The sequence below is a fragment of the Pseudomonas sp. R5(2019) genome, from assembly GCF_009905435.1.
GTDB lineage: Bacteria > Pseudomonadota > Gammaproteobacteria > Pseudomonadales > Pseudomonadaceae > Aquipseudomonas.
Genome location: NZ_JAAAMT010000015.1, coordinates 25,668 through 50,589, shown reverse-complemented (window position 1 = coordinate 50,589; position 24,922 = coordinate 25,668). Strand labels below are relative to the sequence as shown.

Here is a 24,922-nt window from a genome sequence, read left to right as displayed (position 1 = left end):
GTCCTTGTCGTGTACCAAACCGATGAGGGTGATATGTACAGAATGCGCACCGGCCGTGGGCAATTTCAAGCCCGATAGCGAGGTTGGAGGTAAAAGCTTTGCGGATAAATCCGCTCCCACATAAAAGCCCGCCACACAGATAGTGAGCGGGGAATGTGGGAGCGGATTTATCCGCGAATAGGGCCCTCAGCCACGCAACGTCAACCCATTGGCCGGCAACGGCAACGCCGTCTTGTAGCGCACCTGCTTGAGCGCAAAACTCGATCGGATATTGGCCACCCCCGGCAGGCGCGTCAGGTAATCGAGAAACCGCTCCAGCGCCTGAATGCTGGGCAGCAATACCCGCAACAAATAGTCCGGGTCGCCAGTCATCAAATAGCACTCCATCACCTCGGGCCGCTCGGCGATTTCTTCTTCGAAGCGGTGCAGCGATTGCTCCACCTGCTTCTCCAGGCTCACGTGAATAAACACGTTCACATCCAGCCCCAGCACCTCGGGCGCAAGCAGAGTGACTTGCTGGCGAATCACGCCCAACTCCTCCATCGCCTTGACCCGGTTGAAACACGGGGTGGGCGACAAGTTCACCGAGCGGGCCAGCTCGGCATTGGTAATGCGCGCGTTGTCCTGAAGGCTGTTGAGAATGCCGATGTCGGTTCTATCCAATTTGCGCATAAGAAAATTTAACCTCATTACCGAGTCGAAAAAGAATATTTATCCCCAAGTCACGCCAAAGGCAACGAACTTGAGAGAAATATTCTCTGTGCCCGGGAATATGATGAGGCATGGCTACTACCAGTGACTGGCAAGTCAGCAAGGGCTTGAACCCTGAGCCAGACTTGTAGCCAACCGCTTCACCGCTCAACCACGCCCAACAAAAACACATGACAAGAGCGAGCGTAGAGACAGCAATGAACGAATACGAACCCCTGCGTCTGCATGTTCCCGAACCGACCGGCCGCCCTGGCTGCAAGACCGACTTTTCCTATCTGCACCTGAGCGATGCGGGCCAGGTCCGCAAGCCGCCGATCGACGTTGACCCGGCCGATACCGCCGACCTTGCCCATAACCTCATCCGCGTGCTCGACGAGCACGGCAATGCGCTGGGCCCGTGGGCCGAAGGCATTCCGCTGGAGATTCTGCGCAAGGGCATGCGCGCCATGCTCAAGACCCGCCTGTTCGACAGCCGCATGGTCACCGCCCAGCGCCAGAAAAAGATGTCGTTCTATATGCAGAGCCTGGGCGAAGAAGCCATCGGCAGCGCCCAGGCGCTGGCGTTGAATGTCACCGACATGTGCTTCCCGACCTACCGCCAGCAAAGCATCCTGATGGCCCGCGAGGTGTCGCTGGTCGACATGATCTGCCAGTTGCTGTCCAACGAGCGCGACCCGCTCAAGGGCCGCCAGTTGCCGATCATGTACTCGGTGAAGGAAGCCGGTTTCTTCACCATCTCCGGTAACCTCGCGACCCAGTTCGTGCAAGCCGTGGGCTGGGCCATGGCCTCGGCCATCAAGGGCGATACCAAGATTGCCTCGGCCTGGATCGGTGACGGCGCCACCGCCGAATCGGACTTCCACACCGCCCTCACCTTCGCCCATGTCTATCGCGCCCCGGTCATCCTCAACGTGGTCAACAACCAGTGGGCCATCTCCACCTTCCAGGCCATTGCCGGTGGCGAAGCCAGTACCTTTGCCGGCCGCGGCGTCGGTTGCGGGATCGCTTCACTGCGGGTCGACGGCAACGACTTCATGGCCGTTTACGCCGCCTCCCGCTGGGCCGCCGAACGGGCCCGGCGCAACCTCGGCCCGACGCTGATCGAGTGGGTCACCTACCGCGCCGGCCCGCACTCGACTTCCGACGATCCGTCCAAATACCGCCCCGCCGATGACTGGAGCCACTTCCCGCTCGGCGATCCGATTGCGCGTCTGAAGCAGCACCTGATCGCCATCGGCCAATGGTCCGAAGAAGAGCATCAGGCGACCACGGCCGAGCTCGAAGCGCAGATCATCAAAGCCCAGAAAGAAGCCGAACGCTACGGCACCCTCGCCGGCGGCCAGATCCCCAGCGCCGCGACCATGTTCGAGGATGTCTACAAGGAAATGCCCGACCACTTGCGGCGCCAGCGCCAGGAGCTAGGGATCTGACATGAACGACCACAACAACAAAATTCAGGTGGAAAACGCCATGGCTACCACCACCATGACCATGATTCAGGCCCTGCGCTCCGCCATGGACGTCATGCTCGAACGTGACGACAACGTGGTGATCTACGGCCAGGACGTCGGCTACTTCGGCGGCGTGTTCCGCTGCACCGAAGGCCTGCAGGCCAAGTATGGCAAGTCGCGGGTGTTCGACGCACCGATCTCCGAAAGCGGGATCGTCGGTACGGCCGTGGGCATGGGCGCCTATGGCCTGCGGCCGGTGGTTGAAATCCAGTTCGCCGACTATGTCTACCCGGCTACCGACCAGATCGTCTCGGAAGCCGCGCGCCTGCGCTATCGCTCGGCCGGTGACTTCACCGCGCCCATGACCATGCGCATGCCCTGCGGCGGCGGCATCTATGGTGGCCAGACCCACAGCCAGAGCATCGAGGCGGTATTCACTCAGGTCTGCGGCCTGCGCACCGTGATGCCGTCCAACCCCTATGACGCCAAGGGCCTGTTGATCGCCAGCATCGAGAACGATGACCCGGTGATTTTCCTGGAGCCCAAACGCCTGTACAACGGCCCGTTCGATGGCCACCACGACCGCCCGGTAACACCCTGGTCGAAACACCCGGCCAGCGCCGTGCCGGACGGCTACTACACCGTGCCGCTGGACAGCGCCGCGATCACCCGGCCAGGCAACGCCGTGACCGTCCTGACCTATGGCACCACCGTGTATGTGTCCCAGGTCGCCGCGGAAGAAACCGGCATCGACGCCGAGGTCATCGACCTGCGCAGCCTCTGGCCGCTGGACCTGGAAACCATCGTCGCTTCGGTGAAAAAAACCGGACGCTGCGTGGTCGTGCACGAAGCCACCCGCACCTGCGGTTTCGGCGCCGAACTGGTGTCTCTGGTCCAGGAGCATTGCTTCCATTACCTGGAAGCCCCGATCGAGCGTGTGACCGGTTGGGATACGCCCTACCCGCATGCCCAGGAGTGGGCGTATTTCCCAGGCCCGTCCCGAGTGGGCGCGGCATTGAAACGGGTCATGGAGGTTTAAATGGGTACGCACGTCATCAAGATGCCGGACATTGGCGAAGGCATCGCAGAAGTTGAGCTGTCGGCCTGGCACGTCAAGGTCGGCGACATGGTCGTCGAAGATCAGGTACTGGCCGATGTGATGACCGACAAGGCGATGGTCGACATCCCTTCGCCGGTCAATGGCAAAGTCATTGCCCTGGGGGGCGAGCCAGGCGAAGTCATGGCGGTTGGCAGCATCCTGATCAGCATTGAAGTCGAAGGCACCGGCAACCATCAGGAAGACAAGCCCAAGGCTGTGCCAGCCGCTGCGCCTGCTGCAGCGCCCAAGGCACCTGAAGTGCAAGCGCCTGCGCCCGCCCCACAGGCCAGCGCCGCTGCACCGCGACAGCCCTCAGCACCGGTCCCGCGTGAAGCCCATGAGCGCCCACTGGCATCACCGGCTGTGCGCAAGCGCGCCCTGGATGCCGGCATCGAATTGCGTTATGTGCACGGCAGCGGCCCGGCCGGGCGCATCCTGCACGAAGACCTGGACGCCTTTCTCGAACAACCGAGCGTGGCCAGCAGCACGCCAGCGGCGGCTTACGGCAAGCGCACCGACGAACAACAGATTCCGGTGATCGGCCTGCGTCGCAAGATTGCCCAGCGCATGCAGGAGGCGACTCAGCGTGCGGCTCACTTCAGCTATGTCGAAGAAATCGATGTCACCGCCGTGGAAGAACTGCGCGCCCACCTGAACGAAAAACACGGTGCGAGCCGCGGCAAGCTGACGTTGCTACCGTTCCTGGTCCGCGCGCTGGTCGTCGCCCTGCGCGATTTTCCGCAGATCAACGCTCGCTACGATGACGAAGCCCAGGTCATCACCCGCCTCGGCGCGGTGCATGTCGGCATCGCCACGCAAGCCGACAGCGGCTTGATGGTACCGGTGGTCCGTCACGCTGAAGCCCGCAGCCTGTGGGACAGCGCCGCAGAAATCGCCCGCCTGGCGACTGCCGCGCGCACCGGCAAAGCCAGCCGCGACGAGCTCTCTGGCTCGAGCATTACCCTGACCAGCCTCGGCGCGTTGGGCGGTATCGTCAGTACGCCTGTGCTGAACCTGCCGGAAGTGGCGATCGTCGGCGTCAACAAAATCGTTGAACGCCCGATGGTCATCAAGGGCCAGATCGTGATTCGCAAGATGATGAACCTCTCAAGCTCCTTCGATCACCGGGTGGTGGATGGCATGGACGCTGCGCTCTTTATCCAGGCCATTCGTGGCCTGCTCGAACAACCCGCCAGCCTGTTTGTGGAGTGACCATGCAGACTCTGAGCACTACCTTGCTGATCATCGGCGGCGGCCCCGGCGGTTACGTCGCGGCCATTCGCGCGGGCCAACTGGGCATCCCCACCGTGCTGGTCGAAGGCCAGGCCCTGGGCGGCACCTGCCTGAACATCGGCTGCATCCCCTCCAAGGCACTGATCCACGTGGCCGAACAGTTTCATCAGACCCAGCGCCACAGTGAACACTCGAACCTGGGCATCCACGTCTCGGCACCGCGTCTGGACATCGGCCAGAGCGTGAGCTGGAAGGACGGTATCGTCGATCGCCTGACCACCGGCGTGGCGACGCTGCTGAAAAAGAACAACGTGAAGGTCATTCAAGGCTGGGCGAACATCGTCGACGGCAAGACCGTCGAGGTCGAAAGCGCCGGTGTGCGTATCCAGTGCGAGCACCTGCTGCTGGCCACCGGTTCCCAGAGCGTCGAACTGCCGATCCTGCCGCTGGGTGGGCCGATCATCTCCTCCACCGAAGCTCTCGCCCCGACGTCGCTACCCAAACATCTGGTGGTAGTCGGCGCCGGTTACATCGGCCTGGAGTTGGGCATCGCCTACCGCAAACTGGGCGTGGCGGTCAGCGTGGTCGAAGCACGCGAGCGGATCCTGCCGACCTACGACGCCGAGCTGACGCAGCCAGTGGCCGAATCGTTGAAAGCGTTGGGGATCAAGCTGTACCTCAAGCACAGCGTCGAGGCTTACGACGCCACCAGCCAGCACTTGAAAGCCAAGGACGCGGACGGCGGCGAGATCGAGCTTGAATGCGACCGCGTACTGATTGCTGTCGGCCGCCGCCCACGCACCGCTGGCTTCAATCTGGACTCCCTGGCGCTGAAAATGAACGGCTCGGCGATCGCCATCGACGACCGCTGCCAGACCAGCATGCGCAACGTCTGGGCAATCGGCGACCTGGCGGGCGAACCGATGCTCGCCCACCGGGCCATGGCCCAAGGTGAAATGGTCGCGGAGCTGATTGCCGGCAAACACCGGCAGTTCAACCCGATGGCCATTGCGGCCGTGTGCTTTACCGACCCGGAAGTGGTGGTGGCCGGCAAAACGCCGGAGATGGCCCAGCAAGAAGGCCTGGACTGCCTGGTGGCGCAGTTCCCGTTCGCCGCCAATGGCCGGGCCATGACGCTGGAATCGAAAAGTGGTTTCGTCCGTGTCGTGGCGCGGCGCGACAACCACCTGATCCTTGGCTGGCAGGCGGTGGGCGTAGGTGTATCGGAGTTGTCGACGGCCTTTGCCCAGTCACTGGAGATGGGTGCCCGACTTGAAGATGTGGCCGGGACCATTCATGCCCATCCGACCTTGGGTGAAGCGGTGCAGGAAGCGGCGCTGCGGGCGTTGGGGCATGCGCTGCATATCTAGCTGAAACCTGATGGCTTCAGTAGGAGCTGGGCAGTTAAGGAATAGAACGACGCAACACCTAATGTAGGAGCGGACCTGGCCGCGATGGGCTGCGCAGCAGCCCCCGAGGCCGGTGATATCTACGACAAGCCCTGGGATTGCGTGCGGTTTCGGAATTGCCGGGGCCGCTTCGCAGCCCATCGCGGCCAGGTCCGCTCCTACATGTTGCGGCGTTCGATTCCTTAACTGACCGGCATTGGGGCAAGCCCAACTCCCACATTTGAGGTACGTCGTCGCCTGCCGTTCCCACCCTCAGGGATAGCTGAGGGTAATCCGCAGCAGCGAGGCACCGTCGGCCGGAATGAAAAACTCCGACGACTTCGTGCTCACGACCGGATGAACCAGATGGCTTTGCGGGTCGCTGGCGAATGGGGTTGGACGGAGGGCGCAACCACTGAGATTGACCCTCACTCCCGGCCCTGCGCCACTGGATGTCACTTGCTCAACGCCGACCGGACAGGGAGGCTCCACGATACTGCCCTCGAATCGAATCACATTGTTCTGTGTCGCCATGACAGCGGTTGATCCGCTCAAACCCATTACCAGACACGCCAGCCGAATGCTCGCATTCATCGCGCAAATCCTCAGGTGCTGATTGGAAAAAACAACGGTGTTGAGGAGGTCAGCGGCCGATGGGGAGATTGCTTGAGGGGGAAAGTCGGGCTGGATGTTTCGGCGCGAGCAAGCTTCTATGCTTGTATAGAGCGCCCCCTGCCGGGGTTTTCCCACGTTTCGTTAGCGAGCCTCCAAGCCCTTGTGTATGCGCATTGTAGTGCTGGCCCTGGTCCTGACGCTGTTCGGTTGCGCTGCCGCGTCGGTCCCGCCGAGGGGTGAGGACGGCGGTTGGCGGTCCTTCTATGTCGTGAATCATGGCCTGCATACCGGGTTAGTGATTGCGGCGCGCCCTGATCTGCTTCAGGCGCTTCCCGCACTGGCCGAAGCGTTCGGCGACGGCGACTTCGTCGAGTTCGGCTGGGGTGACGAGCACTTTTACCGGGCCCCACAGGCCACCTTGAGCCTCGCCCTGCGGGCTTTGTTCGGGTCGACGGCAACCGTACTGCATGTGGTCAAGATTGTCGGGGACCCCAGGCGGAGTTTCGCCGCAAGCGAGGTCATCGAGGTGCGGGTGACAGAGGACGGCTACCGGCGACTGCTCGCGTTCGTGGTCGGAACCTTCACCCGCTCAGCGGCGGGCACCTTGGCGGCGCTCGGGCCTGGCCTGTATGGCGAAAGCCGGTTCTACCAGGCCGAGGGCAGCTATTCGCTGTTCTATACCTGCAATACCTGGGTCGCAGAGGCGCTGGCCGCGAGCAGTTGCCCAATGTCGCCTGCCGTGGCGGTTACAGCGGGGAGCGTCATGTCGCAGTTGCGCCGGGCGTCAGCGACTGGCGCAGCTTGCCTGGCCCGCTAACCCGCGCTTACAGTGAGCTCCATCGGTAAGCAGCATCTCGAGTACATCCCTTTTCGGGGCCTTGAATCCAATGGCATGGCGCCTGGGGCACCATGCCAGCGGTGTGTCTGCTGGAAGAAACGAATGCCGATTCAGGCCTTGTTCTTCTGATAAACATCCACGAATACGGCAGCGAGCAGAACCGCTCCTTTGATCATTTGCTGGTAATCCACTCCGATTCCCATGATTGACATTCCATTGTTGAGCACACCCATGATGAAAGCGCCGATGACCACTCCCACCACTTTGCCTACACCACCAGACGCCGATGCACCGCCAATGAAAACCGCAGCGATGACATCAAGTTCAAACCCGCTGCCCGCGCGGGGAGTCGCACTGTTTAGACGCGCAGCGAAAATCAGACCTGCCACTGCAGCCAGTACACCCATGTTCACGAAGGTGAAGAACGTGACGCGGGCTGTATTGATACCCGATAGCTTCGCGGCTTTCAGATTCCCCCCGACAGCATAAATCCAGCGACCGATGACGGTACGATTCATGATGAACGTATAGATACCGATCAACAGACTCATGATGATCAAAACCGAGGGCAACCCTCGATAGGTAGCAAGTAGGTAGCAGAACGCAACGATCAGGGCACCCAGTGTTCCGTTCTTGAGCAAGAACACCGGTACCGAAACCGGCACTGCCCCTGCCTTGAGAACACGTCTGCGAGCCCGCCATTCGACGATCACGAAGCAGGCGACTACCAACAGGCCCAAGATAATTGAGGTGATCCGTAGCGTCTGCCCATCGAATGGATCAGGCAGGAACCCGGCGCTCAAGGAAACGAAGCCCTCAGGAAATGGACCGATCGATTTTCCCTCGGAAATCGCAATGGTTGCTCCTCTGAAAATCAGCATCCCGCCCAATGTCACGATGAACGACGGCATGCCCCAGAACGCAACCCAATAGCCTTGAGCGGCCCCAATAAGTCCACCCACAAGCAAACATAATAGCGATACCGTGACAAAATCCAGCCGGTACTGAACCATCAGTACCGCAGCAATCGCTCCAATGACGCCTACGATTGACCCCACCGACAGGTCAATATGCCCGCAGACGATGACCATCAACATGCCGAGCGCCATGACAACGATGTAGCTGTTCTGAAGCACCAGGTTGGTCAAGTTCAAAGGCTGCAACAACGCGCCGTTTGTTGCGATCTGAAAGAACACCATGATGACCAGCAATGAGCTGAGCAAGGCGTATTCCCGTGCGCCGCGCTTGAGCGCCGGCAGTACGCTGTTTTTAGGCGCCACAGGGGCAATTACGTCACTCACTGGATCACCTCATTTTTCATGATTGCATGCATGATGCGTTCTTGAGAGGCCTCGGCAATGGGAAACTCACCGACAAAACGGCCCTCATTCATTACGTAGATCCGGTCGCACGTACCGAGCAATTCGGGCATCTCCGAGGAAATCATCACCACGCATTTGCCCTGCGAGACCACCTCATTGACCACTCCATAAATTTCGTACTTGGCCCCTACATCGATGCCTCGGGTAGGCTCATCCAGGATCAGTACCTCGGGGTTGGAAAACAGCCACTTGGCTAGAACGACCTTTTGCTGGTTCCCTCCAGAAAGTCGTTCGACAGGTTGCCGCAGATCCGGACTACGAATTCGTAGCGCTCGGCGATAGCCATCGCCAACCTTCATTTCTTCACTTTCGTTGATGACCCAGCGACGAGATAACGCCTTGAGATTTGCCAGGCTGACATTGCGGCCAATTCCATCCCCGAGCAGGAGCCCGGCACCCTTTCGATCCTCAGTGGCATAGGCCACGCCGATATCAATTGCCTTGCGTACCGAACTGAGGTCGACGTCCTTACCATTGAGTCGGACGCTACCGCGTATGTTGCGTCCAAAAGCTCGTCCGAAAAGGCTCATCGCCAACTCAGTCCGTCCAGACCCCATCAAGCCGGCAATCCCGATCACTTCACCACGCCGCGCGTAGAAGCTGACTCGCCGTATGAAGTCATGCCCTGGCCTTTCGGGATGCTCAAGCGACCAATCCTTTACCTCAAACAATGTTTCGCCAAGTTGAGATTCGCGTGGAGGATATCGATCAGCCAGTTCTCGCCCCACCATTGCCTGTACGACGCGATCCTCACTCAAAGGTGTCGCGCGGCAATCGATCACATCGACTGTCGTGCCATCGCGGATGACCGTGACGGCGTCAGCAACGCGAGCGATTTCGTTGAGCTTATGGGAAATAATGATTGAGGTGATGCCTCGGCTTTTAAGCTCCAGCATCAACTCCAATAAACGGTCACTGTCCTTTTCATTGAGGCTGGCAGTCGGTTCGTCCAAGAGCAGCAGACGTACATCCCGGCCAAGTGCCTTGGCAATCTCCACCAATTGTTGTTGACCGATACCCAGTTGATTGACGGGCGTCTGTGGTGATACGGACAACCCGACCTTATTTAACAATTCCTTTGCTCGTCGGTGGGCCAACGACCAATCAATGACGCCACGGTGCGCAATCTCGTGACCCAGGAACAGGTTTTCAGTGATCGACAACATGGGTATCAGCGCCAGCTCCTGATGGATGATACAGATGCCCATTGCTTCACTATCACGCAAGTCCAGGAACCTGCGCTCCTCCCCATCGAAATGGATAGTGCCTTCATAGGTGCCTGCAGGATAGACGCCACTGAGTATTTTCATCAGTGTTGATTTGCCAGCGCCGTTCTCTCCACAAATCGCATGTATGTCTCCACGACCGACTTGAAGATTCACACTGCTCAAGGCTTTAACAGCACCAAAGCACTTCTGTATGCCGCGCATATCGAGAAGATAATCTGACATATCCCATCTCCGATAAGGCGCGCCGCTAAATGATCAGGAACGCGCCATGTAAATGCTTAACGCAGACGGTCTTCGCTGTAAAAGCCGGTATCCACCAGAACTTTTTTCCAGTTATCGGCTTCCACCAACACTGGGGCCAGCAACTGAGTCGGAACGATCATCATGCCGTTGTCGTAGGAGGTGGTGTCATTCACCGCAACGGGTTTGCCCTGTAACGCTCCATCCATCATCAATGAAGCAGCTTCAGCCAATGCACGCGTGTCTTTAAATACTGTCGAATGTTGATCGCCACGGACAATTGCCTTAACGCTTGGAATTTCCGCGTCCTGACCCGTCACCACTGGCATCGGTGAGCCACCGTTACCGTAGCCCACACCGCGCAGAGAGGAGACCACACCGATTGCAATCTGGTCATTCATCGCCAGGACAGCATCCAGGTGAGCTTTACCATAGAAGGCGCTCAGCAAGTTATCCATTCGCGATTGGGCCTGAGACCCATCCCAATTGGGTGTGGCAACCTGTTCGAGCTTGACCTGACCGCTACGGATAACCAGCTTACCGCTATCAAGGTAAGGCTTGAGGACGGACATGACACCGGCATAGACAACATGCGCATTATTGTCGTCAGTGGAGCCAGCGAAAATTTCGAAATTGAAGGGGCCCTGGCCTTGGTCAAGACTCAACGCCTTAACGATAGATTCACCTTGTAGAACACCGACCTTGTAATTATCGAACGTCGCGTAATAGTCGAAATTTTTCGAATTTCGTATCAATCGATCATACGAAATAATCGTAATGCCTTTTTCCTTTGCCTGCTTTAAAACATCCGCCATCGTGGTGCCGTCAATGGGCGCAATAATCAAGCCTTTAACGCCCTTGACCAGCAGGTTCTCGAGTTGAGAAAGCTGAGTAGGAATTTCATATTGCGCGTATTGAATATCCGTTTTGTAGCCAAGCTCGTGTAGTTTTTCAACCATGCTATCGCCATCAGAAACCCAACGCGCTTCCATTTTCGAAGGCAGTGATATGCCGATAACACCTTTGCTTGTCTCATCTTCTTTCGAGCAGCCGACGACTGCTGCGGCCACTATGACGGTGGCAGCCAACTTAATCCACGTGCGCATGTTGTCACCTGTAATCGTAGGTTTATTCTTGTTGTACGACTTTATTAATCCGCCCCTTTTGCAGGGGCGGACAGCAGCGAGGGATAGCCGTCGGATTAACCGACGTGAATCTCCCGTCCCGCGTGAGCTGACGATTCGAAGAGTGCTTCTAGCAGAATGTTGATGTTGTGAGCTTGGGTTGCTGGCACTTGGGAGGGTGTATCATTTCGCAACGCCTGAACGAACGCCGACGCCTCGCGATCAAAATAAACAGGGTTGCCGATCTCGGCAATTTCCGGCGAATAGACCGTTTTACGTACCGCCCAGATTTCCGGGAAGCTGGTTTCGTTCCAGTGCGTCCAACCCTGCTGATAGCCATTCTTGCCATCATGGTAAAGCTTGTAGGAAGCAGGCATCGGCGTTGAGTGCATCACGCCATGGGTTCCATACGCCGTGATGTCCCAGGTTTCAGTCCAGGGCATCGGATCCCACGACATAAAGTCGATGGTCACCATTTTATCGTCGTAGTTGAGCACCGCAGCTGCCGCATCTTCACGAGCACTGTCGCTCATCTGACCCTGGAATTTGCTGATCCGGGCATTGACCGACCTGGGCATTCCGAAATGCAGAAGGATGCGATCGATCGTGTGGCAACCAATGACGTAGAAAGCGCCACCCAGATCTCCGGGTTGCTTCATGTGATTGGTGTCCGCTTCATCATGAGAGCAGCCGGCATGGGCACGAACTTGAAGAACCTTGCCGATCTCACCACTTTCCAGAACCTGCTGCATTTTTTCTACAGAAGGAGCGAATCGCCAGCAGTAACCTACCTGAAACAGTCCGCCAGTCCGCTCCACCGCCTCCACGATGCGCTGGGTATCCTTCGTTCCACGGCCAGCAGGCTTTTCACAAAGAACGGCCTTACCTGCTTCAAGGGCCTCAATTGCCCAATCGGCCATCAGGTAGCTCTTTGGATGCACCAGCACTACATGAACGTCAGGGTCGGCCAGAATCTCTTCTTTCGTGCGCGCTTGAAGTCCCAGTGCATCTACAAACGGTTCTAATAGCGGGCTATCGTCGTAGGCACCAAGAAAACGGACATCTGCCATTCGTTGAAATGCCTTTACCCGCCCCGACGTATGGGGATGTGTAATTCCGAGGCAAGCGACGCCCAGCGGTTTGGCATTAATGCTATTGGACATGGTGTACTCCTATTGCTTGGACTGGATGCCCGGAGGCATCCACCATCAATTAAAGCTGCACAGCTCGACCGGTACGAACTGACTCGACGGCACAGTCCGCCAACCGCAGCGCCTGCAAGCCGTCATGCGGAGTGACCGGCAGCGGTTTACCCTCGACCAAAGCGCTGACGAAGGCATCCAGCTCCGACTTATAAGCCTGTTGGTAACGCTCAAGGAAGAAATTCAGCAGCGGCTCGCGCGAATCGGTGGAGTTTTGAGTCCAACGGCGAAGGGTAGTTGGACGCAGGTTGTCCTGCAGCAGCATCCCTTTAGAGCCAAAAACCTCAATACGCTGATCGTAGCCATAAACCGCCTGACGGCAGTTATTGATATGGCACTGCTTTCCAGACGCCGTCTTCATATGCACCATGGCGGTGTCATAGTCGTCGTATTTCTCCATCAGGGCTGGATCTACCAGACGACTGCCCATAGCCGTCAGTTCCACCGGCTCCTCACCCAGCAACCAGCGGCCAATATCGAGGTCATGGATAGTCATGTCGCGGAAGATGCCGCCACTGTGGCGGATATAGTCTTCTGGAGCGAGGCCTGGGTCTCGGCTGGAGATGATCACCTGGCGAACTTCGCCAATTTCGCCAGCGTCGATCGCCGCACGCATAGCGGCGAAGGTCGTTTCGAAACGACGGTTAAAGGCCAGCATCACGCGTCCCTTCAGGCCTTCAATTTCCTCTACAGCTGCTTGGCTTTTCAGCAGATCCAAATCGATCGGTTTCTCGCAGAGCACTGCTTTGCCTTGGCGAACGGCGCGCATCATGAGCTGAATGTGTGTATGGGTAGGAGTACCGATAACCACCGCATCTACATCGTTTCGGTCGATTGCAGCTTCGCAATCCGTCATGGCATCAGCGCCCAGCGCTCCCGCCAAATCCTGCGCAGCTGAGGCATAGGGATCTGCGACAGCGATCAAACGTGCCAATGGGTTAGCCGCAACGTTAGCCGCGTGAATTTTGCCGATGCGCCCGGCGCCCAGAACAGCAATACCGACCATGATAGTTTCCTCTTTATTCTTGGATTCAATGGATAGAGATGTTGATTTGGCGATCAGAAACGAGCGTTCTCGAACTGAGCCATGGTGGTTTCGAAAGCTCGTTTTGCTATCACATCGAGCGGCAATTTGCGCAGTTCGGCAGAAATCAGCTCCACACCCCAGGGGCCGCGATAGCCAGTATCCAAAATGGCCTGGACGAATACCGGAATCTCCAACTCACCTTCGCCACAGCATTTACGGTGGTGGGTGGAATCGTTGAAAACATCCCCTACGAGATTAAGATCGGCGTCATCCACTTCGACACCTTTGATCAGCTCCACTGGAATCTTGCTGATTTCCTCGAAGCCCATGCCGCCACGGGCGATATGCCAGCTGTCGACCATCAATCCACCATTGGGCCGAATATCGGTAGCGACTGCCAACGCTTTATCGATCGTGTTCACGCTTGAAAACGGCAGGAACTCGATCGCCACGTCAACGTTGTATTGCATTGCCTTGTCGCAGAGGATCGCAAAACTCTCGCGCATGAGGCCGACATCAAGCCCCTCCTCGAAAAGACCGGCAGCGCACTTGAGTTTTCGAGCACCCACCTGCGCCGCGATTTCCAGCAGCTCTTCGCACATACGATCCGAGGCAGTGCGACGTTCGCAAGCCAAGTGCCAGTCGATGAGAAACTCGACCTCAAGATGCTTCATGCCGTTGTCCTGAAAGATGTTGCGGACTGTCGGCAATCCCAGGCGCTCAATGGAATGCAGGATATCGGCGTGAACAAGGCCCATTCCCCGCCAGCCCGCTTTAGAGGCGGCTTCAGCACGCTCCTGTAAGGTAAAGGGACTGATCTCACTGGCAGCACCAGGATGGGTGTCACCCGCGATAGTCCAATAGGAGGCGATAAGTTCGACTTGAGTTTTTGGCATGACGATAGTCACTCAGACAGTAAAGGGTGTGCGGGCACTGAAGCACCTGAGCATCGCTGTTACAGCGGCTCGTTGGAGGCGGGACAAGAAGTGCATGCCCTGACTGCGCGCCAGTAAGCCTGTACGAAAGGCGGGACATGGGCACATGAGTTGAAAACTGAATTTCATGATGGGAACCACTTCTTGTTTTTATCACCTGTTGCGCCGAGTCTAATTTCTCCCACCCAATGAAAAAACCCGTATGATCGGGATACAGCTTCCCAAAAATCGGGAAAATCCCCATGGATCCTTTCAAAGAAATAGAGCTCTTCATTCATGTCGCCGAAGCAGGCAGTATCAGCAAGGCCGCCGAGAAGCTCGACTTGTCCATATCTGCTGCCAGTCGATATCTCATCGCGCTGGAAACACGCCTGGGAGTGCGCTTGGTGCAGCGCACCACAAGGCAGCTATCGCTAACTGAGGTGGGAGCCGAATTTTATAGGCGAAGTCGCTCAGTCCTTGCCGACCTGCGCGAAGCAGAGACCGTGGCTCGTGATGCAGTGGTCAAACCCAGCGGCGTCTTGCGAGTAACAGCCTCGCTCTCCTTTTGCCTCTTGCACATTGAGCCCCTGCTACCAGAATTTACACGCCTCTATCCTGAGATCAGCGTCGACGTGATAGCCGCCAATCGGTACCTCGATGTGATGGAAAACAATGTCGATATAGCGATTCGTAACCGCCAATTCGAAGCCGACAACAATCTGACCATTCGAAAACTCGCGCAAACGCGCCGTATCCTGGCGGCGTCGCCGGCCTATCTTGAAGAGCACGGGGTGCCTGAAAACCCCATGGATTTGCTCCGGCACAAAATGATCCTTTATGACTACGCGATCAATCCGACAGAATTACCTTTTAAAGGTCGATCAGAGTCGATGACGGTCAACGTGCGTTCATTCATCTCGGCGAACGACGGCCAGTTTGTTGTGCGAGCAGCGCTGGATAATTTGGGCATCCTCGTTCAGCCCAAATACATCGTCCATGACCATTTACAGCGGGGCGAGCTTGTGGCGGTCCTGGATGATTGGGATCTCCCCCTCCTGACGATGAATATCGCTTTCCAGACGCGGCGCCACATGCCTTCAAAAGTCAGGTTATTCATCGAAGCGCTGGTGAAGCGGTTCCGGGAAAATAATTACGAGCGGCTTTGGACTCGCTGACCCATTATTTCACCAGAGGAACAAAGATTTTCATAAAAAGCATTTTTCACCTTTTAGCGTAACGATAGGCTGCGATCATGACTCGGAAAAGCAACACACCGGGAAATGAGGCAGCCCATGTGCATTGGAGAAGAGACACGCGTCTCCCTCGACGATCATTGATTCAAAGCAATGATTAGAAATGACCGGATACTTCCGTTTTGCGCAACCTCAGCCAGGCCATGGGCACTACCAACAAAAACAGGAACTGATCCGTGGCCATTTCTAATTTCACTTATACCGGTCTCCCTGCGCGAGTCATTTTTGGTAAAGGCTCACTGCAGCAGCTCGAGGCGGAAATCGATCATTTAGGCTCCCGCCGCGCCTTGGTATTGTCGACCCCCGAGCAACGCCACCAGGCTGAGCACATCGCTGATATTCTCGGCTCTCGCGCTGCTGGCATTTTTGACAAGGCCGTCATGCATGTGCCGATTGAAACAGCACGTGAAGCTCGCGAGGTAGCACAGCGCCTCGGTGCCGATTGCGCAATCGCTATTGGCGGGGGATCAACCACTGGTCTTGGCAAGGCAATCGCTCTGGATTCAGGCCTGCCCATTCTCGCTATCCCTACCACTTACGCTGGGTCGGAAATGACCCCGGTGTACGGTCTTACTGAAAATGGCATCAAGAAAACCGGCAAGGACATCCGCGTCCTGCCAAAGACCGTGATTTATGATCCTGAGCTGTCGGCCACATTGCCCGTCGATATGTCCGTGACCAGCGGCATGAATGCCATCGCGCATGCAGCTGAAGGTCTGTATGCCCAAGATGGCAATCCCGTGATGTCGTTGATTGCCGAGGAAGGCATTCGCGCAATGGCTGAAGGGCTGCATTCTATAACCAAGGCACCAAAGGACCTGGATGCCAGGGCCGACTGCCTATATGGAGCCTGGCTGTGCAGCACCGTTCTTGGCAATGTAGGCATGGCCCTTCATCACAAGCTCTGCCACACGCTCGGCGGCAGTTTTAATTTGCCACATGCGCCGACCCATACGATCGTTCTACCACATGCCATAGCGTACAACGCAAAGGCCGCTCCCGAAGCTGCAGAACGAATTGTCCGAGCCCTGGGCGGGAAAGCAGATTCAGCCGGAGGTGCACTGTATGACCTGGCGAAATCGCTGGGGGCGCCGCTGACGTTGAAATCGTTAGGCGTTACCGAGGCGGATCTGGATCGAGCCACAGACATCGCACTGGCGAATCCGTATTGGAATCCTCGCCCCATTGAGCGCGAAGCTATCCGCGAATTGCTGCAAAACGCCTATGAGGGCAACCGCCCCTCTTGATGCATGAGCTTTACCCCGACCTGCCCAACGCGTCAGGCGTGCGAGTCGGGGTCTTTTTAGCGCGTCCAATACCGCTCGTATTCGTTTCGCTTAAAGTGCTCCAGCAGAAAATCGATGAACAATCTTGTCTTTGCGGGCATGTAGCGCCGATCCTGGAACGCCAGGTTGATGGTCAAGCGAGGAAGGTGCCAGTCATCCAACACTGGCAGCAGTCGACCTGCGACAAGATCGTCATAGATGATGTATTTCGGCTGCACCAGAATCCCCGCCCCAGCCAGGGCTGCGGCTCTCACAATCTGTCCATCATTGGTCTCCATCGTTGGCTGAACCTTGATGCTGACCTTCTCCTCCCCCTTGCTGAATTCCATCACATTCGGATGGTTGGCATGGCTGTAGATCAGTACATCGTGGTCACGCAATTGCTCAACCGTTTTCGGAGAACCCTTCTTGGCCAGGTATGCAGGAGAGGCAGCCAATACCCGCCGCGTCTCGGCCAATCGCCGAATTGTGATGCTCGAATCTGCTTCAAATTCCCGCGTCCGGATAGCCAGATCGATCTCGCTATCCATGATGTCGTAGTAACGATTCGCTCCGATGATTTTGATTTTGATCCCAGGATACAGTCGCTGAAATTCGGGCACCAATGGAGCCAGGTGCAGCATGGAGAAAGAGATAGTGGCCGTAACGGTGAGTGTCCCGGTTGGCTCTACCAATGCCGCGTTCACGGAAGCCTCGGCTTCGGCCATCTCGGCTAACAAACTCTTGCACCGTGTGTAGAAGTCATGGCCTGCGTTCGTAAGCGAAAGCCGCCGGGTGTTTCTTTCGATCAGGCGCACCTTTAATCGCTTTTCAAGTGCGGCCAAGAGCCGACTGGCAGCAGCGTTCGAAATATCCAGATGCTCAGCAGCCTTACTCAATGTGCCAAGCTCTGCCGTATGAACAAATAGTTCTAGCTCAAGGAACCGATCCACAATCACACCTTATTTTTTCACCGGTGAAATAAAGAATTTCACCGCCAGTGTTTTATTCCGCCGCCTGGCACTTTAGCTTAGATGTACCTGATCGGGAAATGGCATGTGCACGCGAGCCATTCGCTGAACACAACAAAAATGTACCAAGGGCCACCTATGAGAAATCTGGACGAACACACCATCACACAGGCTGTTCTGACTCGTAATGCTAATACCGAGGACGCACGTCTTCGTGAAATCATGACAAGCCTGGTTCAGCACTTGCACGCGTTCGCGCGCGAGACTCGCCTGACGGAAGAAGAGTGGGAAAAGGGCATTGAGTTTCTCACCGCTGTGGGGCATATCTGCACCCCAACGCGCCAAGAGTTCATCTTGCTGTCGGATACGCTGGGGCTTTCCACGCTGGTCACAGCTCAGAATCACAAGAAGCCAGAGGGTTGCACCGAAGCAACCGTCTTTGGGCCCTTTCACGTCCAAGGCGCGCCTCAGTACGATCTGGGAGCTGATGTGAGTGAGGGGTTGCCAGGCACCCCATGGTTTGTTCGCGGCCAAGTACGAGATATCGATGGCAACCCGGTACCCAACGCAATATTGGAGGTCTGGCAGGCAGATGACGCGGGTTTCTACGATGTACAGAAACCGGAGCTTGGCCAGGGCGATTATCAGGGCCGAGCCGTACTGCAAGCTGATGGGGAAGGACGATACCATTTCAAAACCATCACTCCAGAATGCTACCCAATTCCGCACGATGGCCCAGTCGGCAACATGTTAAAGGCGCTTGATCGTCATCCATGGCGTCCTGCTCACCTACATTTCATGATTACCTCACCCGATCACGAGCGCTTGGTCACCCACGTGTTCCGGGAAAATGGCGAGTATCTCGACTCTGATGCTGTATTTGGTGTTCGGTCGTCATTGATTGCTGATTGGGTGCAGCATGAACCCGGTATCGACCCCTATGGACAACCGATTGACGGGCCGTACTTCACCCTGGATTTTGATTTCATTCTTAATCCACGAAGCCGCTGACCCGCACTAAACCCCGACTTCATCCGTGGCCGTTCGAGGCCACCGATGCATACAACTCTCTCCACTCGGAGTCTACAATGCAGCCCGTCAAACACATCGTCATGTGGAACTTGCGTGGTGAAAGCGAGCAAGAGCGCAGCGCTAACATCCAAAAGGTCAAGCTGGAATTCGAATCCATTCGCAATGAAATTCCAGGGCTTAAAGTGTTGGAAATTGGTGTCGATATAAGCCAGATTGACTATGCCTGTGATGTTGTTTTGTATTCGGAATTTGAGTCCATTAGCGCTCTGAAAGAATACGCAAGTCACCCTGCACACCTTAGGGTTCGCGATGCATTGGGCAACCTGCGCACCCATCGCTATCAGGTCGACTATCTGAGTTAAATACCCCACCTACCAAAGTCCGGGCAGTCTGGCTCAGACTTTGATGGAGCTCTCACAATCGTTAATTCCTTCGACTGTCGGAAGGCACGGGATCACGTCGATGTCCGGCGAAAAATCTTGCGCATGCGAAAGACGAAGGATGTACCCTTTCAGCCATTGGAAATTGTGCTCTCTGCCCAAAGTAAAGAATTCAATCTCAGACGCGTACTTTTCTGCCGTGGAAACCGTGTCCGACTTTTTCAACAGAATTGACCCATAGCGGGCATTCGATGAGAAGCGGTGCAATCTGTTTTGATTAAGATAAATAGATCAGCTCTCAGAAGAAATGGTGGAATCTTGACTGGGTTCAGAAGCTGGTTTCAATCGGTCAGCTTTACTAATGTATTTAGGCTTGTTTTTGGGGGCCAATTTGGCACTGGCCTTTTTTTCGTGAGCCTTTAATAGCTGCTTTATTTTTTTACGACGATTCATGTTTCCCACTCGGCGTGTAAATTCTTGAATGATATCAGCTTGACATATTGAACCAGAACACATTACGGAGTCACGCGCACTGTGTCCATGGTCCGCTTCTAGCCGATTACTGCCTGTTGATAAGGGCAGCAATCGAGATCGAACGCGCCTTCGCAGTGCGCGGCTGATTGACTTCCTGCTATCCCGCATGCGGCGACTGTAATTGACCAGCGCGCATTTTCCAGGCGCGGTTGATCGGGCTCTCAGGCTTTAATGCAAGGCGCTCGGCAACCAGTGCCTCGGCAAGTGCGCGGTTGCCAAGGCGAATAGCTGCTTCGGTCAGCGTCCATGAGAAGACATCACGCTGCGCGTGACTACCGCCGAAGCGGTTAGCTTTGGCGCGTAGCGGCATCAACGACGCTATAGCCTGGGCGTAATCCCCACGACCAAACGCCACCAACCCTTCGCACGCTGGCACACCAATCTCTCTACTCATCATGGCATTGGTACCACTGCCAGCAGCGGCCCGCTTCAGGGCATCCAACTGCTGAGCTTGTGCGCGACTGTTTCCAGAACCCACGAATGACATCATCGCGTTCACGTCGTTAAAAGCGTAGAAGCCGTCTTCACAACGGGACTCCCATTTTTTGGCCAGTCCTTTCCACCGATCTCCAACGTCATGACCGAGCAGGGAGAGTCTCCAGAGCAGCGCTGATCCATCAAGTAGCTCAAGCGCTTGACCAAATCCACCCGCTGAAATGTCCTCATCAAAGAGACGAAGCGCGCCAGCCACGTCATTAGCCTCAAGGAGGAATAGCGCGTTGTGCCACCACAAATGGAAGGCAAACATGCTATTGGGAGCCCAAGCATTGGCGCTGGATGAAAGGTAATTAGCCCCCTCTTCGCTACGGCCCTGCATTTCCATGACATGAGTGACGGCATGCACTGCCCAACCATCCTGCGGGTTCAAGGCAACAGCCTCGCGACCCTGCTCTTCGGCCTGCCGGTAATCCCCTGCCTCTTCCAGGCCAAAGGCATACATCCCTTTCACAAAGCCAAAGCCAGGAACTTCGTTATCCCAGCGCGGCATCACACGAGCCACGCGATCACGTAGCATGTGCGAGTAACCTAGATAGAAGTCGCCCAAATGGGCGTATTGCAGTGCCAGCAGATCGCGGGGGTGCTCGATCGAAACACGCCCCCAGATTTCGATTGCCCGCTCCCAATCGCCGTCGAACCAAGCGCGTAGTGCATGGATATGCTGCCGCTCGCGATCATTCGCTTTCGGTGCCAACCGCTCTGCCGCGTCCAGGCTCTTGAACAGCTCTGAGTCAAACGCTTTGTCGGTCGCAGTCGCAATCGCGCCAGCACGAAAGGCGTAGGCCAGCGCAAAATCCGGGTGCTCCGCGATAATTTTGTCAGCCGCAGCCAGAGGATCGGCCTGGTAGGCATGCAGCAAGTCGCAAGCTCTATCCAGAGCATCGATTGCCTCCTGCGAGCCATAGGAAACAGGATTGCCACGCTTGTCGCGTTTGCTCATGGTTTCCTCCTGACCACGCCCTAAGGGCATACATGATCGAGATGTGAAGATCGCTCTCGATTGTCCCCCCCGAATTTGGCTCAGAGACACTTTTCCGACGAAACGTGAATGGCTGCTTCTGGCCGAGGCTGTGTAAAAACACTTTCGTGCAGATGCAGAAATCAAAATCGGCGCGAAAATCACGCTCTACGCAAAATCTAGATCTCTGACTGGCAGGGAGATGAGAGTGGACGCCACTATCGCCTTGAGTGGTAGATCGAACAATTCAACTTGGTGCAATCCTGGGGTCGAGAGAGATGTTTAAGTAACGAGAAAACTCAGGGTGCAAGTGGCTAGGTTGTGCCCTGCCGAGAACGTCAGGACACATATCTGGATCAATGTCAGAAACGAGTCTGAATCTTAAGGCCTGCGACGAGTGCTTCGTCGACTTCCTTTACCCCGCCCGCCTGACGAATGTATTGCAAGTTTGGACGTACCATTAGCCACGGTGTGACCGCAAATCCATAATAGATCTCAGCGTCGTATTCAGTATCACGAATCGGCATGAAGGCTGGGTTTTCATAGTCGGCGATACCCGCTATTTGATTGCTAAGTCGTGCATGCCTGGCGACGTCTTCATTGACATGGATGCGAGCCACCCCGATGCCAAAATCATCGTTGGGTCGAGCATCAAACGGCCCTTTATACGTCACCCCCACTTGCAGGAAGTTATCGACAAGATTGGTCTCCTTGTCATGCACTGTGGCGTTGAAGAACACACCCAAACCGCGTTTTGGACTACCTGCTCGGCTCGTCAACTGCTGCTGGGCCACAATCCAGGCGCCGTGCTTACTGCTATGACTTTTGAATTCGCCTCCAGTCACAGGTTGAGGCTGGCCATCAGCGCCTTCATAAACGTCATCAGCGTTAGCCGTGCTGTAGTAATAGCCCAAGCGATATTCTCCCGGCAGATCATTTACCCTGGGAGACCAGACCAGTTCGACTGGAATTAATGCGCCCTCGGTTCCGCTACCACTGAGCTTGAAGCCATTGCCGACCTCTAGATTTGAAGGATTGACTTCAAAGGCGCCTATTTGAGCGTAGAGCTCAGGTGCAAGGTTGTACTTCACCCGAAGCGCCCACTGGCTGACCGGCCAGTTGAACCATACTGACCCTGCCCAGTTAGCAACTTGAGCCCCACAAAACGCATTGTTCTGAAAGTCGCAGGGGAAAGAGTTGAAATCTTCGCCTTCCCCAAACCGGCCAAACTTGACATCCAGGTCGCCGTCAAGAAACGCTTGGCTGAGCCACATCTGTGTGAGGCGCCAAGTCTGACCACGGCCATAAATTTCCTGAGTCGAACTCAGCATACCCGCACGAGGATCACCGATGCGATCCAGCGCTAAATTGCGACCACTTCGTTCAGTAATCATGAGTTGGAACTGTGCACCGTACCAGCCCCAAGCTTTTGCCAGGTCGATATGTAGACCCAGCGCAACTTGGTCTGCATCGCGTGCAGTACGATCATCGTTATAGCCACCCTGAAGATTGCTGGCGACCTCATTAGTATATTCGATTGTGAAATCATAGCCTTTGTCATACAGCTCCGACCGAACGCCACCCCAATCCCCCAAGGCATACCGAGATGAGTCAAAATCACCCGCCAATACTTGGCCGGAAAGAGTGCCGACCAAACCAAGAAGTGTCATCCCAAAAAGCAGGCGAGGATTTACCGCGCGCACGTGATTCACGCCAAGCATCTAATTCTCCTATTTTTTTTGTTTTTCACCGAGATTCAGACAAGCGCCCTCGCACTAAGGACTAACAATCCATAATGGGCACTTTCCGAAAAGGAGGGAAACTATCTGATTCGATTGAACTAAACATCTCGCGGGCCAGGGACTTCTTATAGCCCGCGAGTGACTGCTTGACTAGGCAGGTACCGCTAAGACCAATTTGTGCTGGTCGCCAGCTTCTTCCCAAGCGACTCGCTATCACTGCTGGTATTTTTGCTGAAACGGCGCTCCATCAGCTTTTCAATTTCCTCAAGTGACAGCCCCTTCGTCTCGGGAATGCAACGAGCACAGAAGATGATGGAGCCAATATTTAGCACTGCGAACAAGAAGAATGTCATCCCGCCGAAAATGCTGAGCGTGATCGGGAATGCAAACGCCACAATCGCATTGAATACCCAGAAAAGCCCTACTGAGATCCCATTCATCAATCCACGAGAGTGAGTCGGGAAAATTTCAGACATCAGTACCCAATACACCGGGCCGATGCACATTTGCATGAAAAAGAGGAAAACCAGTATACCGGACAGCGCCAGATAGCTTTGCAGCAACGAGCTGGGCATGAAGTTCAGAACCGCACCCAGGAAAACTTGAGCCACTACCACCATCACCAGTCCCATCAGCAACATCGGGCGGCGACCCATCCGATTGATAGCCCACATCCCGATAAGGCAGGCAATGACAGAGATGATGCCATTTCCCATGGTTGCGACCAGGGCCGCATTTGTCCCCATACCCGTGGACTTCAAGATGATCGGGGTGTAGTACATGAAAGCGTTGACACCCGTAGCTTGAATCATGAATCCAAGCCCGATGCCCACCAGAAGCAATTTTACTAACCACGGCTCATTGAGCTTGCTGAACATACCGCCGTGCGTTTTTTCATAGGTACATTGCTCTACGATCTCACGAACTTCTTGTTCAGCCTCAGCTTTGGTGTCACGAAGGTTCACCAGAATTTTCCGGGCTTCATCTATACGGCCTTTCGCCACGAGCCAACGCGGTGAGGTTGGAACGAAATTCACCCCGATGTAGAGCAATGCAGCAGGAATCAGAGCAATGGCCAGCATATAACGCCATATCACCGGGTTTTCGAAGAGGTGCGCAAGCGTGGCACTTGAAACGTAAGCCAGACACTGTCCAGAGACGATCATTAATTCGCTTTGGCATACCAGCCGGCCCCGATGTTTGGGCCCAGCAAGTTCAGCAATGAATACCGGAACGATGGACGAAGCGCCCCCAACGGCGAACCCCAGGGCAAAGCGGATCAGAATCATCGCCCAAAGGTTTGGAGCCAAGGCACTGCCAATGGCACCGAGCGCGAAAAGCAGCGCAAGCACCTTGAGCATGACCAGGCGGCCGTAACGATCCGAGAGCTGGCCAACGAAGAAGGCGCCGAAAGCACCACCAAAGATAAGCGAAGACGCGACAGCACCTTCAGTCACAGGAGTTAAAGCTAAGCCACCCTGAGAGGGATCCAGGGTCATGAAGGGTAGTGCCCCCGAGATGACACCTGTGTCATATCCGAAACCGAGAGACCCCATCGTAGCGATTGCTGCCACTCTCCAGAGGATCTTGGATTGAGAGCGGGGCGCGGCTTGATCACCGTGTTGCATGGCATCTACCTTTTTTAGACTTATATGTGTATTCGGTAGTGGGGAGGCTATCCCCACTAAATAGAAAGAAAAACCTGCTTAAGGGAATTGTGTTTTTCGCTGACTGAAAATCTCGAATCTCGCGTGCGCTTTCCAACCCTGCGCTGGTGGACGAGGAGCGATTAACGTGATCGGCGTCTGGGAGACTGTCGCTCGGTATACCACA

At 55.9% G+C, this 24,922-nt stretch carries 22 protein-coding genes; 9 read left to right on the top strand and 13 right to left on the bottom strand.

Features of this window, described 5'->3' with window-relative positions:
• Nucleotides 1-186: 186 nt before the first annotated feature.
• Complete coding sequence (bkdR, locus tag GUY40_RS12400) at nt 187-672, bottom strand: Bkd operon transcriptional regulator BkdR (protein WP_166569235.1); 486 nt, start codon at nt 670-672, stop codon at nt 187-189.
• Between the two features lie 236 nt (nt 673-908).
• Between bkdR and GUY40_RS12395 the strand changes: the two genes are divergently transcribed.
• From GUY40_RS12395 to lpdA, 4 genes are read left to right on the top strand one after another with little or no spacing between them, the layout of a single operon-like run.
• Nucleotides 909-2,141, top strand: a complete 1,233-nt coding sequence (locus GUY40_RS12395; protein ID WP_166569234.1) for a 3-methyl-2-oxobutanoate dehydrogenase (2-methylpropanoyl-transferring) subunit alpha — start codon at nt 909-911, stop codon at nt 2,139-2,141.
• Nucleotide 2,142: 1 nt separating this feature from the next.
• Entirely contained in the window at nt 2,143-3,201 is a 1,059-nt protein-coding gene (locus GUY40_RS12390) for an alpha-ketoacid dehydrogenase subunit beta (protein WP_166569233.1), read from the top strand.
• Nucleotides 3,202-4,473 (top strand): dihydrolipoamide acetyltransferase family protein, encoded by a 1,272-nt coding sequence (locus GUY40_RS12385; protein ID WP_166569232.1) that lies wholly within the window; start codon nt 3,202-3,204, stop codon nt 4,471-4,473.
• Nucleotides 4,474-4,475: 2 nt separating this feature from the next.
• Nucleotides 4,476-5,864, top strand: coding sequence for a dihydrolipoyl dehydrogenase (gene lpdA, locus GUY40_RS12380; RefSeq protein WP_166569231.1), 1,389 nt, complete (start codon nt 4,476-4,478; stop codon nt 5,862-5,864).
• A 291-nt stretch (nt 5,865-6,155) separates the two neighbouring features.
• On the opposite strand, the gene GUY40_RS12375 is transcribed toward lpdA, so the two are convergent.
• Nucleotides 6,156-6,476, bottom strand: coding sequence for a hypothetical protein (locus GUY40_RS12375; protein ID WP_166569230.1), 321 nt, complete (start codon nt 6,474-6,476; stop codon nt 6,156-6,158).
• Nucleotides 6,477-6,663: 187 nt separating this feature from the next.
• Between GUY40_RS12375 and GUY40_RS12370 the strand changes: the two genes are divergently transcribed.
• Complete coding sequence (locus GUY40_RS12370) at nt 6,664-7,314, top strand: DUF2459 domain-containing protein (RefSeq protein ID WP_166569229.1); 651 nt, start codon at nt 6,664-6,666, stop codon at nt 7,312-7,314.
• A gap of 131 nt (nt 7,315-7,445) precedes the next feature.
• Here the strand turns inward: GUY40_RS12370 and mmsB are convergent, their stop codons facing one another.
• From mmsB to GUY40_RS12340, 6 genes are all read right to left on the bottom strand, one after another.
• The gene (gene mmsB, locus GUY40_RS12365; RefSeq protein ID WP_166569228.1) at nt 7,446-8,636 is read right to left on the bottom strand and encodes a multiple monosaccharide ABC transporter permease; all 1,191 of its coding nucleotides are present in this window, start codon (nt 8,634-8,636) and stop codon (nt 7,446-7,448) included.
• Complete coding sequence (gene mmsA / locus GUY40_RS12360) at nt 8,633-10,168, bottom strand: multiple monosaccharide ABC transporter ATP-binding protein (protein WP_166569227.1); 1,536 nt, start codon at nt 10,166-10,168, stop codon at nt 8,633-8,635. The genes mmsB and mmsA overlap by 4 nt, the downstream gene beginning before the upstream one ends.
• Nucleotides 10,169-10,224: 56 nt before the next feature.
• Nucleotides 10,225-11,292 carry a multiple monosaccharide ABC transporter substrate-binding protein gene (gene chvE, locus GUY40_RS12355; RefSeq protein WP_166569226.1) on the bottom strand — a complete coding sequence of 356 codons (1,068 nt, stop codon included), beginning with the start codon at nt 11,290-11,292 and terminating at the stop codon, nt 10,225-10,227.
• Nucleotides 11,293-11,387: 95 nt separating this feature from the next.
• Nucleotides 11,388-12,473: a Gfo/Idh/MocA family protein gene (locus GUY40_RS12350; protein ID WP_166569225.1), complete on the bottom strand. Its 1,086-nt coding sequence runs from the start codon at nt 12,471-12,473 to the stop codon at nt 11,388-11,390.
• A 49-nt stretch (nt 12,474-12,522) separates the two neighbouring features.
• Complete coding sequence (gene iolG / locus GUY40_RS12345) at nt 12,523-13,518, bottom strand: inositol 2-dehydrogenase (RefSeq protein WP_166569224.1); 996 nt, start codon at nt 13,516-13,518, stop codon at nt 12,523-12,525.
• A 53-nt stretch (nt 13,519-13,571) separates the two neighbouring features.
• Nucleotides 13,572-14,435 (bottom strand): sugar phosphate isomerase/epimerase, encoded by an 864-nt coding sequence (locus GUY40_RS12340; RefSeq protein WP_166569223.1) that lies wholly within the window; start codon nt 14,433-14,435, stop codon nt 13,572-13,574.
• A gap of 281 nt (nt 14,436-14,716) precedes the next feature.
• On the opposite strand from GUY40_RS12340, the gene GUY40_RS12335 reads away from it, so the two are divergent.
• Complete coding sequence (locus tag GUY40_RS12335; protein ID WP_166569222.1) at nt 14,717-15,631, top strand: LysR family transcriptional regulator; 915 nt, start codon at nt 14,717-14,719, stop codon at nt 15,629-15,631.
• Nucleotides 15,632-15,891: 260 nt separating this feature from the next.
• The gene (locus GUY40_RS12330; protein WP_371924797.1) at nt 15,892-16,956 is read left to right on the top strand and encodes a maleylacetate reductase; all 1,065 of its coding nucleotides are present in this window, start codon (nt 15,892-15,894) and stop codon (nt 16,954-16,956) included.
• Nucleotides 16,957-17,012: 56 nt separating this feature from the next.
• On the opposite strand, the gene GUY40_RS12325 is transcribed toward GUY40_RS12330, so the two are convergent.
• Nucleotides 17,013-17,927, bottom strand: coding sequence for a LysR family transcriptional regulator (locus GUY40_RS12325; protein WP_166569220.1), 915 nt, complete (start codon nt 17,925-17,927; stop codon nt 17,013-17,015).
• Between the two features lie 156 nt (nt 17,928-18,083).
• On the opposite strand from GUY40_RS12325, the gene GUY40_RS12320 reads away from it, so the two are divergent.
• Nucleotides 18,084-18,956 (top strand): intradiol ring-cleavage dioxygenase, encoded by an 873-nt coding sequence (locus GUY40_RS12320; protein ID WP_166569219.1) that lies wholly within the window; start codon nt 18,084-18,086, stop codon nt 18,954-18,956.
• 77 nt (nt 18,957-19,033) lie between these two features.
• Complete coding sequence (locus GUY40_RS12315; protein WP_166569218.1) at nt 19,034-19,339, top strand: Dabb family protein; 306 nt, start codon at nt 19,034-19,036, stop codon at nt 19,337-19,339.
• Between the two features lie 309 nt (nt 19,340-19,648).
• On the opposite strand, the gene GUY40_RS12310 is transcribed toward GUY40_RS12315, so the two are convergent.
• The 4 genes from GUY40_RS12310 to GUY40_RS12295 all read right to left on the bottom strand — a co-directional run bounded on the left by GUY40_RS12310 (nt 19,649) and on the right by GUY40_RS12295 (nt 24,717).
• Nucleotides 19,649-19,810 (bottom strand): DUF2986 domain-containing protein, encoded by a 162-nt coding sequence (locus GUY40_RS12310; RefSeq protein WP_166569217.1) that lies wholly within the window; start codon nt 19,808-19,810, stop codon nt 19,649-19,651.
• 178 nt (nt 19,811-19,988) lie between these two features.
• Nucleotides 19,989-21,329: a tetratricopeptide repeat protein gene (locus GUY40_RS12305; protein ID WP_166569216.1), complete on the bottom strand. Its 1,341-nt coding sequence runs from the start codon at nt 21,327-21,329 to the stop codon at nt 19,989-19,991.
• A gap of 380 nt (nt 21,330-21,709) precedes the next feature.
• Nucleotides 21,710-23,068 (bottom strand): carbohydrate porin, encoded by a 1,359-nt coding sequence (locus GUY40_RS12300; RefSeq protein ID WP_166569215.1) that lies wholly within the window; start codon nt 23,066-23,068, stop codon nt 21,710-21,712.
• Between the two features lie 185 nt (nt 23,069-23,253).
• Entirely contained in the window at nt 23,254-24,717 is a 1,464-nt protein-coding gene (locus tag GUY40_RS12295) for a sugar porter family MFS transporter (protein WP_166569214.1), read from the bottom strand.
• Nucleotides 24,718-24,922 lie beyond the last annotated feature (205 nt).